Annotated in this window: 14 protein-coding genes and 1 pseudogene; 8 read left to right on the top strand and 7 right to left on the bottom strand. The window is 46.4% G+C overall.

Features of this window, described 5'->3' with window-relative positions:
• Positions 1 to 85 precede the first annotated feature (85 nt).
• The 4 genes from C816_RS23370 (at position 86) to C816_RS02385 (ending at position 3522) form a co-directional block, all read left to right on the top strand.
• Complete coding sequence (locus C816_RS23370) at positions 86 to 1333, top strand: hypothetical protein (RefSeq protein WP_016320812.1); 1248 nt, start codon at positions 86 to 88, stop codon at positions 1331 to 1333.
• A 4-nt stretch (positions 1334 to 1337) separates the two neighbouring features.
• Positions 1338 to 1862 (top strand): hypothetical protein, encoded by a 525-nt coding sequence (locus C816_RS23365; RefSeq protein ID WP_207636878.1) that lies wholly within the window; start codon positions 1338 to 1340, stop codon positions 1860 to 1862.
• Positions 1863 to 2082: 220 nt separating this feature from the next.
• Positions 2083 to 3024: a hypothetical protein gene (locus tag C816_RS23360; protein ID WP_016320810.1), complete on the top strand. Its 942-nt coding sequence runs from the start codon at positions 2083 to 2085 to the stop codon at positions 3022 to 3024.
• Between the two features lie 9 nt (positions 3025 to 3033).
• Positions 3034 to 3522 carry a YbbN family protein gene (locus tag C816_RS02385; RefSeq protein ID WP_155978872.1) on the top strand — a complete coding sequence of 163 codons (489 nt, stop codon included), beginning with the start codon at positions 3034 to 3036 and terminating at the stop codon, positions 3520 to 3522.
• Positions 3523 to 4071: 549 nt separating this feature from the next.
• On the opposite strand, the gene C816_RS02375 is transcribed toward C816_RS02385, so the two are convergent.
• Both C816_RS02375 and C816_RS02370 read right to left on the bottom strand, forming a co-directional pair.
• Positions 4072 to 4623, bottom strand: coding sequence for a hypothetical protein (locus C816_RS02375; RefSeq protein ID WP_016320807.1), 552 nt, complete (start codon positions 4621 to 4623; stop codon positions 4072 to 4074).
• 12 nt (positions 4624 to 4635) lie between these two features.
• Positions 4636 to 5211 (bottom strand): hypothetical protein, encoded by a 576-nt coding sequence (locus C816_RS02370; RefSeq protein ID WP_242832092.1) that lies wholly within the window; start codon positions 5209 to 5211, stop codon positions 4636 to 4638.
• Between the two features lie 159 nt (positions 5212 to 5370).
• Here C816_RS02370 and C816_RS22250 point away from each other — a divergent pair, with 159 nt between their 5' ends.
• Positions 5371 to 6690, top strand: a complete 1320-nt coding sequence (locus C816_RS22250) for an IS4 family transposase (protein ID WP_016320805.1) — start codon at positions 5371 to 5373, stop codon at positions 6688 to 6690.
• Between the two features lie 134 nt (positions 6691 to 6824).
• On the opposite strand, the gene C816_RS02360 is transcribed toward C816_RS22250, so the two are convergent.
• Positions 6825 to 7169: a hypothetical protein gene (locus tag C816_RS02360; RefSeq protein ID WP_016320804.1), complete on the bottom strand. Its 345-nt coding sequence runs from the start codon at positions 7167 to 7169 to the stop codon at positions 6825 to 6827.
• 172 nt (positions 7170 to 7341) lie between these two features.
• On the opposite strand from C816_RS02360, the gene C816_RS02355 reads away from it, so the two are divergent.
• Entirely contained in the window at positions 7342 to 7680 is a 339-nt protein-coding gene (locus C816_RS02355) for a helix-turn-helix domain-containing protein (RefSeq protein ID WP_016320803.1), read from the top strand.
• Between the two features lie 19 nt (positions 7681 to 7699).
• Here C816_RS02355 and C816_RS22245 read toward each other — a convergent pair whose 3' ends face one another.
• Entirely contained in the window at positions 7700 to 7915 is a 216-nt protein-coding gene (locus tag C816_RS22245; protein ID WP_016320802.1) for a DUF4317 family protein, read from the bottom strand.
• A 105-nt stretch (positions 7916 to 8020) separates the two neighbouring features.
• Here C816_RS22245 and C816_RS02350 point away from each other — a divergent pair, with 105 nt between their 5' ends.
• A complete protein-coding gene (locus C816_RS02350; protein ID WP_016320801.1) occupies positions 8021 to 8461 on the top strand; it encodes a hypothetical protein in 441 nt (146 codons plus the stop codon).
• Between the two features lie 226 nt (positions 8462 to 8687).
• Positions 8688 to 10589 carry an ATP-dependent DNA helicase gene (locus tag C816_RS02345; protein WP_242832091.1) on the top strand — a complete coding sequence of 634 codons (1902 nt, stop codon included), beginning with the start codon at positions 8688 to 8690 and terminating at the stop codon, positions 10587 to 10589.
• Between the two features lie 203 nt (positions 10590 to 10792).
• On the opposite strand, the gene C816_RS02340 is transcribed toward C816_RS02345, so the two are convergent.
• From C816_RS02340 to ltrA, 3 genes and pseudogenes are all read right to left on the bottom strand, one after another.
• Positions 10793 to 11047 (bottom strand): helix-turn-helix domain-containing protein, encoded by a 255-nt coding sequence (locus C816_RS02340; RefSeq protein WP_016320799.1) that lies wholly within the window; start codon positions 11045 to 11047, stop codon positions 10793 to 10795.
• Positions 11048 to 11050: 3 nt separating this feature from the next.
• Positions 11051 to 12580, bottom strand: a pseudogene (locus C816_RS02335) (type IV secretory system conjugative DNA transfer family protein); the annotation flags it as partial.
• A 92-nt stretch (positions 12581 to 12672) separates the two neighbouring features.
• Complete coding sequence (ltrA, locus tag C816_RS02330; protein ID WP_016320797.1) at positions 12673 to 14589, bottom strand: group II intron reverse transcriptase/maturase; 1917 nt, start codon at positions 14587 to 14589, stop codon at positions 12673 to 12675.
• Positions 14590 to 14895: the final 306 nt, after the last annotated feature.

Genomic DNA, 14895 nt, shown 5'->3' with positions numbered 1-14895 from the left:
CTGAAAGCAACAAAAAAATGGGCGCAATTATTCTCCATAAGCAATTCGGTTGCTAAACATTGGTATTCACGGAAAGGAATTTATTATGAAAAAGAGAATTATCAGTTTGGTCCTTAGCTTTGCACTTATTTTCAGTATCACCCTTCCCGCATATGCAGTAGATTCCTTAAGTTGCTCTGCGCGAGAGGCAGAAGAGATTTTGACTACCCTCTCAGATATTGACGATTTGGAGTCTGAATTTTGTTCCGAAATTCAACCCGAAACAACTACATACAGTTACGATATCCGCATTCCTTATGGAGAGTTATCTGGTAAAGCAGATGTAGACTTCACTCTAAAAATTTCTGGAACTACATATCCTATTACGACAAGTGGTGATGTTTTGGCATATGAAATCAGCGAAAATTACACCTTAATTCGAGGAATTTTAGCGGGGACTGTTGAAATCAATGGTAAAGAGTATACAGTTAATGTTGGTTTGAATAAGATTGCCCAGCGCAATACCATTAGCGCCGGAGTGACTTTGACTCCAGAAGACTTCTTTACAAATGAAGAGGCACGCCAACTTTATTTTTGCTTTGGAACATCTGTCATGACTGAGGATTTTGTCCCTCTGTATCTTGCCTATATTGAAAATCAAGAAGAAAAGGAAATCCTTGATATGCCGTCTCCTAGTGCTATTGAGCCTAGAGCCAGCCTTACTACTTTGTCCTCTAAGAGTGGAAACTTTATTTCGAGTGGTGTATTTACGGGATCAGGAACAGCGTCGACTTTGTACTCCTATAAAGATAACCAAAATAAAAGATTTCTTTTTAAGCTTCGCTCTTACTCAGGGAATATATCTGCAGATGATTTTCCAACATCTCAGTTCATTTCCGCAAGTGTTTATAATTTTAGAATTGGATTAAAAAGAGTTGGATTAGACACTAGCATATCCTCAGTTGAGGGTATTGCCGGAATAATTGAAAAAGAGAATGGTACTCCTGCGTATCAGACAAACCTTCTGAAGACTATTTTGGTAGGGTTTATTGATCTACTAACATACTATGGTTTTCCTGCTTCCATCCTTAGCAACATCTTGGATGGAAAAAGTGGGGACCCATATTATGTACACGATGGCAGCAATAGTTATATTGATGTAACCATTGAAACGCTGGGAGCGAATTTTGATTCTGTCAATGCTGCATTCCCTGCAGGATTCAATATTCTTACAAATGGGCGTACAGGAACGTACCAAGGATATTCAAATTTGACCTATCAGGCTGATACTCAATTTGCATTGTTCCTTATTAGCACAAAAACTATTACTACAAGCTCGTTTGCTATTTCCTGAATATATGATCAAAAGAAGGCAGTTTATTCTCTTGGCATGCATAGCTGTGGTTTCTTTCATTGTGTTAACACATAATTATATATTCAATGCAGCAATCAAAAGCGATGAAAACACAGCTATGCGTGGCCTCCCTATATTTATCGATGAAGGGCAAAGACTGTTATCTGCTGTAAATGAAATGAACAGCGTTGAATACAATAAGCAACGCGATATGCTTCTCTTTTCGGCAGGCAATATTTGCGCACGAACAGAGAGATTGTGCTTTTCAGAATCTGAAAAAAATAAATACGCAAACGGAATTATATTTGTTGAAGCAGTACGAGATGTTGCATTTTTTCTACCAACAGATATAAGTAAATTAAATGGTGAAAAAAAGGATAGAACATTTAGCACATTCAATGATTATATTTCATTACTATCCGAAGCTTTAAAACAAGCGAGTTCTTTTAAAAGCCTCCTTTCATTTCTTGAAAGCGATGCCAGAACCGCTATATGGATACAGAGTTTTTTTGATACTACTGCCTCTTAAGTCTTAAGAATCAATTCCATATGGACCAGAGATTCTCTTCTCTGGTCTGTATGATACATTCTCTGTTTTCTGAACAGTTCAAAGACCCTATTGACTTATCTTTCCAGATTTCCATCCGTAGCTCTCTTCTGGAAAGCCCACAATATAGCTCGCTTACAGTGTAGCACAGCCCTTGGAGAGGGGCTTTAATAACTACTACTCTACAATACGAGGATTAACTATGAAGAGAACATATATAGTAAAAGGAATTAGCCTTTTTCTCGCAGTACTTCTACTCACTTCATCGGTCTTTGCGATTCAGCCAGTGCCAACCAATCAGTATCATCATGTGCCTACTATTTCATGTGCGGAAATTCGTGAAGATTACAGAGAACTTGTCGAAGCAAACAAATCCCAAATGACAGCCGAACCCATTAGCCACTCCTCTACCTCCCGTGTGGCTGCATCGGATGAGCCAGAGGAGTTCCTGAGACAAAACTACAATTTAATGTATCAGCTTTCAAAGGGAACGCCAAACATGGTGACGGTAAAGGAAGGAATTGATGAAGACTCTGTTTACCACCATATTCAATATGATAAAACCACTGAAAGCTATATCATGTTTTCGGCTGACGAAGAAAACTACGTTTCTATTTTGATTGGCGAGGAAGAATATAAGATTACACTAGAAAACGATGAACTCATTATGCGACTCAATGGCAAAAATCCGCTTGTTCTATGTAATCATTGCCATCTGTTCACGAGCGCCGCACAAGAATCAACAGAGGCAGACTTTTCAAACAATATCGCAAAAGCTACATCGGATTGGGTTGTAATCAATACGTCAATATATGAGACTGGAGCATGGGTCAAAGTATTGGGATTAGTAACGATTACTGCTGGAGAAATGATATATAAAGTGAGCCATCCAATTTTGGGAGCTATTACAATTGTGTCTTCTATAGCATTAACATTGGGTGGTGATTCTTTTCAAAATTTTGAAGTTCATGAGATCGAATATTGGAGAAGTGACTGTGTTTTATATAGACGAGTCGAGCAAGATTGGTACGACATAGGCTCTGGAACAGGAAGACGGACATATGTAAAGAGCAGGAATTTTACATACTGGACCGATCCGCCCTCTGGAAGCGGATGTATGCAATACGATTATCCAGGGTATTAAAGAAGAGCGATGTGGTATAAAAAAACACTTTTGCCCGTTGCCTTGCTTTTTCTATTGGCAAGCTACCTAACATGGAATAATCGAGCATCAATGTCTGAGATAACAGCCCATGAATTAGAAAAGGCTTTTTCCGGAAACCATCCGATGCTTGTTTATTTTGGGTTTGAGGATTGTCCGTGGTGCAAGGAGGCACTCCCGATTATCATGAAGGTTGCTAAATCGGAACGGGTTCAAGTGTCATATTTTGATACGGCTGCGGAAGAAAATGAGGAGTACTATACCACTATGAAAAGAGTACTCTGTGATGAATATAATCTGGATTACATATTAGTACCGCTTGTAATCTCTATTCGAGTTGACGGGAAAATCGGTGGATTCCATATGGGAACCGTTGACAATCATAATGCCATAAGTGAAAAAATGACAATGGAACAAGTCGACGAATTGGAGCTTATCTATGCTGCTATCATACAAAATTGGAAGGAAACAATTTCATGAATATAGAGAAATGGATTTCCATTGCCAAAAAATTTGAACGAGGGTTTATTCACTTTTGTGTGGCGCTTGTGATTGTTTATCACTCGAACAACTTTTGGTTCTGTGCGGGTTGGCTAGAAAAATTGATTCCTTTATATGCTATTCGCAAAATTATGATTTGCTGTATCATTTTCCTAATCGTTGTGATAATAATTCGTATTTTTGCATGGGCTTTGTCCAATTGGGGAAACAGAAATTGCTGATCTGCACTGCAGTATAGATTAGCATCTACTCTTATCGCTTCTTATTCAAAAAGGGTCAATTGTTTCTAGGCTTTCCGATAATAAGATGAGCTGCATCCTAATAGTGAATAATCCTTATCCCAATGAAAAGATTGACGAGACCTAGGAGCGCACTCTTCTAATCTCACATCCATAGCGGCATATCCAAAGAGAGGCCCTGACAGTTTGTCGTCTGGGCCTCTCTTTATATATGGGAAAGACATGCTTTACCGCAAGTCAAATGGGTGGATCACTGGTATCCGCCCCCTTATTTGAAAGAAGTATTTTCTCACGGTTCGGATTGCACGATTTCATGTAAATTTTCCAACTGTTCATCAGACATATCATAGCCCGTCCGTTTCAGAAGAATAAACATCAATTCAAACCCGTGCAGGAAGAAAAATCGCCTGGAGTCATTGATTTGCTCGATCCTCTCCGTAAACTGTCTGGCGCATTCGGCTTGTTCCTCCGGCGGCAGTAGCTCCACGAAGCGGCTGCAGACCTGGTCAAGAGTCTTCTTTCTCTCCTTGAGATTGGGGACACATTCCAGGCTGTCCAACTGAACATCCTGACCCGTAAGCGTACCGGCGGCAACCAGGAGTCCCCGCACATAAAAGTAATCATTGATCGGTTCCTCGTAGTTGAGAAAGGCAGCAAATACCACATTTGTATATTGGGCATAAACCCACTCCCCAAGCGATTCCATGTGGTGGAGCCAGCGGAGGTAGTCTTCGTGGTGAACCTGATAGCAGGATGAGCAGCACTTCCGGAATTCTTGAATTTCCGTAGAGACCTCATCCAGCAGCATCCGAACAAAATCCTCCGAGATCATGTGATTCATAAAAGGTCCCCTCTATAAAAAATTCAGAAACTTGATCCCGCCGTCCGGCGTCAGTACAATCATGTTCTCTGGTGAGCTCTGGAGTTCAGTCTCAATTCCCAGGGCCCGGAGCATTATACCGAAGCCATCATTTCTGCCCCACTGTTCCCGCATGTTGTGGGCGGCGGCATACACTGGGAATCTTGTCCAGACGGCGTTCATCAGTGCGGGCTTGTCAATCAGACTCCAGTCCCACCGGCTATTGTTTTGCACCAACTCCAGGAGTGGGAGGCAACTGTCAGCCTCCCGGAAAAAGCAGTACCCAAGCGTATGGTCAAGGCCATGTTCCTTGTCATACTCGGTCAACTCTGACAGGCAGAGGGTCATCTTTGAGAAGTCATCCCGGATCACATAGCAAACAGCCAGGGTTGACACACACTGATCAGTCTCGATCCAGTAGACGCCGTTGTGGATGGTCTTGTAACGCGCTGTGTATCCCCAGGGTGTCAGGAGCGGTACGGGATAAGTTCCGAAATACTCTGGGCAGACCTCCATACCATAAACCGCGGCGGTGTGCAGATCCTCAAACTCCCCCAGAGGCAATGTCAATAAGTTAGGAAAACGAGCCAAGATAGAAACAAAAAATATAAAAAACTATTGACAATAGGCGAAATTTGTGCGGGTTCTCTCACTAACTTTGTTAGTGAGAGAACCCCTTTGTAATGAAAATATCCCCAATACCTCAAGTCATTACAGAGGAGGAGCCATATGACGCCAATCGATATTCGAAAAGCTTTAGTTTCCATTATTCAGAATATGGGAGAAAATAAGGAACATTATGTCAGAGAGCCGGGAAGAGATTTCTGCCGAAAACGAAAATTGCCATTTGAAACCATGCTCGCCACCATACTGGGTATGGGCGGCAGTTCCCTAACAAATGAACTTCTGGACTGCTTTGGATGTGCAGAAGATGTTGCATCTACCCCTGCATTTATTCAACAAAGAGCTAAGATTTTACCAAAGGCTTTTGAATCTTTATTTCAATCATTTGCTCAAATCAGAACTGGACAACATCTTTATAAAGATTACCAGCTGCTCGCTATTGATGGTTCAGATTTGTTATGCGCACCAAATAAGACAGATCCGGATTCCTATTTTCCAGGTGCGAATGGCCAGCGTCCTTATAATCTTTTACACTTGAATGCCCTGTACGATTTGCTTCAGCACACATACCTTGATGCGGTCATACAAAAACGGCGATGCCAAAATGAACATACAGCTTTGGTTGACATGGTAGATCGTTCTCCTGTGCAGCAGGCCATTTTGCTTGCCGACAGAGGATTCGAATCCTACAATAATCTTGCCCACATTCAGGAAAAAGGCTGGAAATATCTTATACGCATAAAAAATGGAAAGCCTGGGATTATATGCGGTTTTGATTTACCTGATTCTGACGAATTTGATCTTTTCTTCCCCCTATTGCTATTCCGACGAAATACGAGAGAGGCCAAAGCACTTTCTCAAGACAAAAATCGGTATAGATATGTTCATAATAATTCCCGATTCGACTTCCTTCCGACTACTACCAGAAAACACGATCCGTTCTTCTTCTATGAGCTTCCCATTCGAATTATCCGGTTCAAAATCGCCAACGACACTTCCGAAACGATTGTCACAAACCTTGACGCAGATGACTTTCCACCTGGAGAGGTAAAACGCCTTTATGCCTTGCGCTGGGGCATTGAAACTTCATTTCGCGATTTGAAATATACAATTGGTTTGCTACATTTTCATTCCAAGAAACCAGAGTATCTGTTTCAGGAGATTTTTGCCCGGCTGACCATGTACAATTTTTCTGAGTTGATCACTTCTACAATTACTCTCCAGCAAGCGGATAGAAAATACTGCTACAAAGTTAACTTTTCTGTTGCTGCCTATATTTGCCGAAAATTCTTCCATGGAAATATTTCCTCAGACAGCATAAATATACTTCTGTCAAAGTTCATTTCACCAATACGGCCAGGACGAAAGCGACCACGTAAAATGTGCATTAGACCAAATATTTGCTTTGTTTACAGAGTGGCTTAATTTTGTTTCCTGCTCCTTTTGGGCGGATTCATATCCGCTTTTTTGTCATGCCCCAGTTTATACCGGCGTAATGAGTCCTCCTTTGTTGCCCCCCTTTTTCTAACAATTCACGCTTCCGGTTGTCTATTGCTTGCTTAACTTATTGACATTGCCCCCAGAGGGAGTTTGTTTTTTACACGGTACCGCAGGATCTCATACTCAATGATTTTCCAGTGGTAATCCCAGCTCTCATATTCAAACAGGCAGAACTCCGGACGGTCGGGTATTCTCTTGCCGTATTTACGGGCTTCCTTGTTAATCGGCGCTTCCTCCGTGACAATATATAGACAACGACGGGCTTGACCGTCAGGTGGTTCCATGCGTAGAAAGTACACACCCGGACACTTTAACTCTGATTGTTTAATTGAACCGTATTTCAGTTCAAGGTAATGCGAATCAAAGGGAAAATTCTCCGGGTATATCAAGTTGTCATTATCCATGTTTACCTCTTTCATCTGTAAAAGGACACTCCTGAATTTACTGTGTCCGGTCATTGAGTATTAATAATTTCGCCGTTTATATGCCTATAAAGTCTATTGCGCTTTTAAGTTATTATAGCATAGCCAAACTGCACATACAATACAAGTATCTGGTTTTTGGAGGATATTTGTAATGATCGACTATAAAGATATTGGAGCCCGTATCCGCACGGTGCGACAGTCCCGGAAAATGACACAAGAGCGCCTTGCTGAAATGGTGGGTGTCGGTGTTACCCATATCAGCCATATCGAAACCGGAAACAGTGTACCCAGCCTGCAGGTGATGGTGGATATTATTAATGCGCTGGAATGTTCCGCTGATGAGCTGCTCTGTATTGAAGTGGATAAGGCCCGTCCGTATTATGACAGTTGGATCACGGAACTGCTTGCAGATTGCAGCCGCCAGGAGATCAAGCTGATTACGGATGTGGTCAAGACGATGAAAGACTCCATGCGGAAACTTGAGATTTAAGCGAAAAGCGAAGCGCGGCTCACTTTACAGTGCGCCGCGCCTTTTTCATACCATTTGTTTTATTCTTCTGCCGTGAACTGGATGGGAGCCCATTGATCTCCACGTCCTCCTCCACGGGGATCAGGATGTACTTTCTGCCGTCGATGACCCTGGTCTCCACCAGATAATTGCACTCCGAGTCCATGGACGCTGCTGCCTGGGCAGTGCGGGGCTCTCCAGGTTCAGAGCCAGACATTGCAAACCTGCACGGAACATGATATAGTTTTATTGCCTTTTGTATCCGCTTTCCGGTGTCTTATGGTTTGCGCCTCCAAGTCATTATAGTTGAGGGGATATTATTATGCTGATGGACATATTGAGTGAATTATTTCGCCCGCCATATGATATGATTCAGATCCTGACGATCATACTGATTGCGCTGTTTGGCCTGTATACCTGCGCAGTGGTTGTTTTCTCTCTCCGCCGCTATTTGATGAACCAGAAAATCAGGCGGTTTTTTTCCGCGCATAAACCAACCTCCGGAGTAATCACTAAGTATGAAGCGGTTGATGGAGATACATATGTATCAGTGTCCGCAGCGGTGCCAGGACAATTGGCCCTCCTTGTTCCGCGTATCCATAGAACCCCGGATCAATATGTGGTCGTCTTAGAGTGCCATACTGCCAACGCGCATTTCTACGCAGAGTACCAAATACCTCGGAGTGATTATAAGGAACAAAACGTCGGAGAAACCATCCAAATCAAGGATAGCTGGGAGCCTGTGGGGTTTGAGAGCATCTAAAAGGATGTGAAAACGGCAAATTGCGGCAGGTGAATTGTACGTCTGCGGAAAGCGGGATTGGGAGGTCTCTGTTTTGAATTACTATAAATGGAACATATTCAGTTCTCGCAAAAACCGGGTTAAGGCGCGGGCGGAACAAATATATAATATCAGCGAACAGGTCACGTCATTCTTTTGGGATACGGAGAACCATCCTGATTTTGAGGAGCGTGAGGGACAGCAGGATATGGCCTTTGAGATCCTTGACGCGCTGAAAAAGGATCAGCACATTCTGGTGGAGGCGGGGGTGGGGATCGGAAAATCCTACGCCTATCTTGTCCCCCTCCTGTTGTATAATCACTGCACCAGAAAGCCTGCGATAATCGCCACCTCAACAATTGCTTTGCAGGAACAGCTGTTAAACGACGCAGCCGCTTTACAGGAGCGGCTGGAGACGCGGTGTGAGGTCACGCTTGCAAAGGGCCAGGCAAACTACCTCTGCCGGAAACGGGCGGAAGAGTATCTGGAGCGTCCGGACGCTGAGATGCCGGATGCGCTGCGGGAACTGATTGACAAAGGTTTTCAGGATCGGGCGGATTTTCCCGGCGATTTTCCTGCCAGCCTCTGGGACCGGATCTGTATCACCCGCTATGGCTATCCATGCCGGAATTGTCACCACTCCTGTGCATACCGCAGAATGCGGGAGGCTATTCGGTTTACAGACGGAATCGTCATCTGCAACCAGGACTTTTTGACTGCTCACCTCCAGAAGCTGTTCAGAGGTCAGGACGGTCTGATCAACAGAACCGTGGAAGTTGTCGTGATCGACGAAGCCCACAATCTGGAGGGCAAGGTGCGGAGCGCCACGACAGACCGCATCAGTCAAAACGGGCTTCTAAAGATGATCAGTGAAGCGCAAAATGATGTGATGTCAACAGAGATCCCCTATATTCAAAAGGATATTAATACGGCACAAAGAGCTGTCCGCGCTTTTTTCCAATGCCTGCAGCGGCAGATGCAGCAGCAGATCGCGGATTCCACGCAGGATATGAAATATGCTGAACGGTTCTTTTTCAAAGATGATCCCGAGGCCCTGGCACTGCTGTCCAGCATGGCGGAGGCACTTGACGCTCTGTCGGAGAATATTCAGGTTTATTCGACCTATGATTTGAGGCGCGGCAGCCGGTATTCCGGGGCGGATGATTTTTACACAAAAGCTGAGGATCTGCTCGACATGGTTTCTGATCTGGGCAGCAGCCTGCTCTGGATCGAGAGACGGGGAGACCGCGCAGAGCTGGTCTACTGTCCTGAAAACACCCAGGACATCATCAGCAATCTGTATTTCCGCGGGGATGTCTGCACCATCCTGACGTCCGCGACCATGACAAACGCCGCGCAAGGCAGCCTTCCGGAACGATACGCCTATTTTATCAGTAATACGGGATTTCCTCTGGATGAGAGTGGCTTTTTGTCCGAGCCGAAACCGTCTCCATTTCCCTATGATGAACATGCCATGATCTATTACTGCGATGATTTGCCGCATCCGCGGGAGGACCACGACGCCTTTATTCAGCGGGGTGTGGAGCGGCTGATTGAGATTTTGGAGATCTCCAACGGAAAGGCGCTGGTATTGTTTACGGCCAAGACTGACCTTGAAGAGGTCTATATGGCCCTTCAGCAGAGAAAACTACCATATAAAATTTTAATGCAGCAACCGGGAGCTTCTCAGGACCAGGTACTCTCCGAATTTCGGAACGATGTGAATTCCGTACTACTGGGGACCGGCGCGTATTGGGAGGGGATAGACATAAGGGGCAAAAGCCTGTCCAACCTTGTGATCTTCCGCCTGCCGTTTCCGGTGCCGGACCCCATCATTGAGCACAAGGTATCTTTGGCAAAGGATGGCATGATGGATGTCCGAGTGCCGGAGATGATTATCAGGCTGAAACAGGGAATCGGGCGGCTGATCCGGAGCTTTTCCGATAAGGGCATAGTCTCTATCATCGATCCCCGGCTGCGGAATCAGCCGAAAGAACGCTACCATGATGTTGTGTGGGCATCCATCCCGATCCATAACCGGACCACCAGTCTTGCGGAGCTGCGAACGTTCTATCAGTCGCTCATGGATGAGGCAAACCCAAACAATTAGCGCAGTTTTGCATCGGAAGCTCTCACAATTGCTGCACTGCGGCCAAAAAACTGGCTGAATTCAGATTGTTGAGAACACTGTATTCTTTCTCTGCTCTAAGTTTTCCCTTAAAGTGGGTACTTCTGGGTGGTCCACCAGCGGCCCATCCTCAGTTCACCGCCAGGGCATAGCTGCCCCCTGGCGGTGAACTATATTTTTTCACGCTATTTCAGCCGGTACAGATTGGAGCTGCAGCTTCCGTTCTCCCGCCAGCGGAACTCCTTGGAGATCAGCCCTGCCCTGTACAGATCATTCAGGGCCCGCTTGACGGTAGAGCGTGAGAGGCCCAGTTCTGCAGCAATCGTCCGGATTCCTGGCCAGCACTTCCCATCGCTGTCGGCGTGATCTTTCAGGTACATATAAACCGCTCTGGCACGGTGGCTGAGATCGGACTGATAGATCTTCTCAAAATATCCCATAGGCTACTCCTGACTTTTATCCGTGCGGACAACCACGGGAGCTGGCGGCTCCCGCCTGGGGCGTCTTGCCTGGGCGTAGGAGGCCCCGCCTCTGGCGGATGGAGTCTTCGGAGGAATCGGGGGAGCGAGAGGCATGTGACTTTCCGCCTTTTGTGCGTGATGGCAGCGGAAGATGGCCTGCTCCAGCTCCTGCTCGCTGGCGTAGGCTACTGTACGTGCGGCTCTCTCTGGCAGTAGGTACGGGTCGCCGAAGGAGATGCCCCACTCCAGAAACAGCCGCAGCCGGGTCTGCATGGGGTGGGTTCCCGTCTTCATCACTACAAATTGACCTTTGGGGATGGATTTCAGCTCATCCGGAGACATGAGCGCCCGCTCCGTCATTTGCAGAGTCTGGGATTTGTCCTTTCCGACGCTGATGTAACCGGAGAGGACTGTCCGGCTTCCCAAGGCTTTGGACAACACCTCGGCGGTCTGGGAGTTGGGTGCGAAGCCGCCGAAGATGGTGTCCTGACAGTTGTCTGTAAGAATTTCCGCACCCTCTTTGCCGTAGTTTTTTTCCAATTGGGCCAGCGACTGGATGATGGGAACCAGTGTCAATTTCCGGGACCTGCCCGCGCTGAACAGCGGCAGGATGTCGAAAGCCGGCATGGTTCCCAGCTCATCGCAGAACAACACCACCCGGTTGGGCAGCCTGCCGCCGTTCTCGTCCGCTACAGAGAACAGCTCACGGGACAGCGTCTGAATCATCAGGCCGGCCATGAAATTCTTGCTGGGGTCCTCCTCCGGCAAAATAAGGAAGATGGCGGATTTTTGAGAGGCAAACAGCTCCGCGTCAATGGCGCTGTCGAAGCACAGCACCTGCTCCAGCTCCGAGTCCAGAAAGGCGTTGAGCCGGGAGAGTACGGTGGACATGACGGAGGCCATGGCCTGCTCCGCCGAATTGAGCGCGGCGCCGGCGAACCACCGGGCCTTGTGGGTGTCAGGGAGGGTGTCCATCAGAACCTGAAAGCCGTTCTTGCCCTTGGCGGTTTTGCTGGGAGCCAGCAGACCCTGCACCAGCTTGAACACGCTGACGATGTGCCGCCGCTCCTGTGAAGCCTCCTCTGTGGGCGGCAGATACTCCGCCAGCAACAAAACAACTGCAGTGAGCAGCCCCTCGGCTGCATCGTAAAAAAATGCGTTTTGCCCGTAATTTGAAGCGTCACCTTCCGGATTTATAATGGTTTTTGCTAAGATTTTGGCGTACTTTTCCGCCTTGGCCCTCGCCGCCAGATTCTCTGGCTGCTCCCGGCAGATATCCATGTACCGGTTGATGAGCGTGAGGAGGTTGTACCCGTCCGAGCGGGTGGGATTGCGCAGGTCAATCACCGCCACCTTGTAGCCGTAGTATTTTGAGGCCACGGCGCCGTAATTCCGGGCGAGATCTCCTTTGGTATCAAGGGCGAGAAAGCTCATCCCGCTGGCGCAGGCGTACTCCATGTTGGGATACAGAAAGAACGCTGTCTTGCCCACACCGGAAGCACCGATCATCAGATAGCGATAGGTAATCCGCCGCTTTTACTGCCCTCATGAGAGAGCAGCAGTCAGGGCGGATTTTCCCCCGCTTCGCACCGTGCATGCGACTTTCACCGCACACGGCGCTCCATCAATGCAGATTGATTGTTGCGTGTATGTGAAATAACCAGTTTTTCCCTATAACCGATGATTTTATTTTGAGCTTTTACATCAAATTGGTTAATATCATAGTTGGGGTCATTTACCGCCATAAAGCATTTCTTATGGAGCGAAACCAGATTGTTGACCCTGTTTACCTTGTTCAATGGGAGATTAGGGTTAATGCGATGGGCATATGGAGTACCAGAAATGAGCCACCCTCCGCAGACACGGCATTTAAGCTTGTCGCGGTTGAGGGCATAAGCCCTGTTCATGATAAACTCAAAATTATTGAGCTTGTTCCATTTCCCGTGGAGAATGATTTGAGCTGTTTTCTCCGAATACATTTCGTCAAGCCGAGCCTGGATTTTCTTTTTCTTCGTTCGTTCAAAGTGTATCTGTCTGCCTTCTTCAGTATAAGGTGTTTCGGCTTGATTTTTACCTGGAGTGCGTTCCCATCTGCAAAAGGTAAGCGCGGTGAAGCCTACATAAATATCGCGGTATTTGATTGAGGGAATCTTTTGCTTATATTTCTGGTGGACACGGGGAAGATTTTGTACTTCATTTGCCGGAATCCATTCCCCTTTATACTGCCTCAGTCGACGCATTGCTGTGAGTTGCAGCCGCCTGCTGTGTTTCTGCATGGATATATTTACCCATGTGCAACACTGGTAGTATTGGATAATCCCTCTAATCTGGCTGTTGATGCGGTTCATTGCGCCAATCATCTGTTCCCGGCTGTAATTGCGCGGGATTTTCTTGATGTCCTCCGCGATTTTATCAGCTTTCCGCTTTAGTCGGTCCCGGTCCGGAATCGTCCGTGGAATGTAACCCCGGCGGGACTTCCCCCGAACCATTTTGAACTCATAACCTAAAAATTTGATGTGTTTCTTTCGGATATCTGTTATCAGCGTTTTTTCTTGGGATAATGTCAGTTTCATTTTGTTTTGGAGAAAAGTTTGTAACCGTATCTTCCAATTCTCGGCGTGGGCGCGGGTATCAGTGATGATAACAAAGTCGTCTGCGTATCTGACAAGACAGCCTGGTATCAGATGCGTTCTCTTCCGCATAGCGGCGTATCGGCTTTGTACCTGTGCGTATTGATATTGGGTGTGTTTTAATTCCCATTGTTTGGTAATCCATTCATCCATGATATCCAAATAGACATTTGCCAACAATGGGCTAATCAATCCGCCCTGAGGTGTTCCTTCCGTATTTACCTCGCATTCGTCCATGACCCCGGCTTTCAGCATAGCTTTGATGATTTGCAGTACCCGCCTGTCCTTCACGCCCATGTGGTATAGGCGTTTTAGCAGAATAGAGTGATCTATGCGGTCAAAGCATTTGCTGATGTCTCCCTCGACAATCCAGTAATAGCCTGTGTTGAATACAAGTTCTTTTGTTCGTTCTAATGCCATAGGTGCGTCCCGCATGGGCCGAAAACCGTAGGAATGGGCAAAGAACTGTGCTTCAAAAATAGGTTCCAGCACGATTCTCATGCATTCCTGTACGATTCTATCCCGTATAGTGGGAATACCCAGCGGACGCTTTTCGGATTTTCCTGGTTTGTCGATGTACACCCGGCGTATTTTCTGTGGTTCATAGTGTCTGAATGCGCTCTGAATATCGTTAACTACCCAGGAAAAAGGATTATGCAGATAATCATTGCGCATAGTTTTGGAGTCCACACCGGGAGTTTCACTGCCGTGGTTGCTTTTAATGTTGTGGATTGCTGTGATAATGGTTACTTCTGCTGACATGATTTCCAGAAGCCCCTTAAACACTGGGCGGTCACCTGCGTCACGAGCCTCCTTGCTGTGCTGATACAGCTTATCCTGGATTTCGCGTAGTTGGGTTTCGGTTTTCGGGTAGTCGAATTGTTGTGCCATACGCACCGCCTCCTTTCCGGAATTGGTGTTTCTGGTTTTAGTCAGGTATGCCTACGGCTTCCTCGACTTTCTGTTCACATACAATCTACACTGACTATGCCCCTTCGCTCCGTCCGCCTTATTATTGCGGACATCATCGCTACTACGGGCTGCTGCCCCATGGATTAGCAGGCCATTTCCTGCCTGCGCGGCAAAGGTGCCACTTTACTTACTTCAACAGAATGAAGTGCCGTCCATGGTTCCTTCGTTCCCTATGCTTTAGCTTTTCATATCGGTTTTAGCCCGTCCCTTTAGCCCGACTGCCAT

The sequence above is a fragment of the Oscillibacter sp. 1-3 genome, assembly GCF_000403435.2.
In the GTDB taxonomy this organism is placed as follows: domain Bacteria; phylum Bacillota; class Clostridia; order Oscillospirales; family Oscillospiraceae; genus Oscillibacter.
This window is presented reverse-complemented; position numbering and strand designations above follow the sequence as displayed.

Bases quoted from the DNA above. Each gene is read 5' to 3' on its own strand.
- C816_RS23370 (WP_016320812.1), top strand. From the start codon at position 86: ATGAAAAAGAGAATTATCAGTTTGGTCCTTAGCTTTGCACTTATTTTC.
- C816_RS23365 (WP_207636878.1), top strand. From the start codon at position 1,338: ATGATCAAAAGAAGGCAGTTTATTCTCTTGGCATGCATAGCTGTGGTT.
- C816_RS23360 (WP_016320810.1), top strand. From the start codon at position 2,083: ATGAAGAGAACATATATAGTAAAAGGAATTAGCCTTTTTCTCGCAGTA.
- C816_RS02385 (WP_155978872.1), top strand. From the start codon at position 3,034: ATGTGGTATAAAAAAACACTTTTGCCCGTTGCCTTGCTTTTTCTATTG.
- C816_RS02375 (WP_016320807.1), bottom strand. From the start codon at position 4,623: ATGAATCACATGATCTCGGAGGATTTTGTTCGGATGCTGCTGGATGAG.
- C816_RS22250 (WP_016320805.1), top strand. From the start codon at position 5,371: ATGACGCCAATCGATATTCGAAAAGCTTTAGTTTCCATTATTCAGAAT.
- C816_RS02360 (WP_016320804.1), bottom strand. From the start codon at position 7,169: ATGGATAATGACAACTTGATATACCCGGAGAATTTTCCCTTTGATTCG.
- C816_RS02355 (WP_016320803.1), top strand. From the start codon at position 7,342: ATGATCGACTATAAAGATATTGGAGCCCGTATCCGCACGGTGCGACAG.
- C816_RS22245 (WP_016320802.1), bottom strand. From the start codon at position 7,915: ATGTCTGGCTCTGAACCTGGAGAGCCCCGCACTGCCCAGGCAGCAGCG.
- C816_RS02350 (WP_016320801.1), top strand. From the start codon at position 8,021: ATGCTGATGGACATATTGAGTGAATTATTTCGCCCGCCATATGATATG.
- C816_RS02345 (WP_242832091.1), top strand. From the start codon at position 8,688: ATGGCCTTTGAGATCCTTGACGCGCTGAAAAAGGATCAGCACATTCTG.
- C816_RS02340 (WP_016320799.1), bottom strand. From the start codon at position 11,047: ATGGGATATTTTGAGAAGATCTATCAGTCCGATCTCAGCCACCGTGCC.
- ltrA (WP_016320797.1), bottom strand. From the start codon at position 14,589: ATGGCACAACAATTCGACTACCCGAAAACCGAAACCCAACTACGCGAA.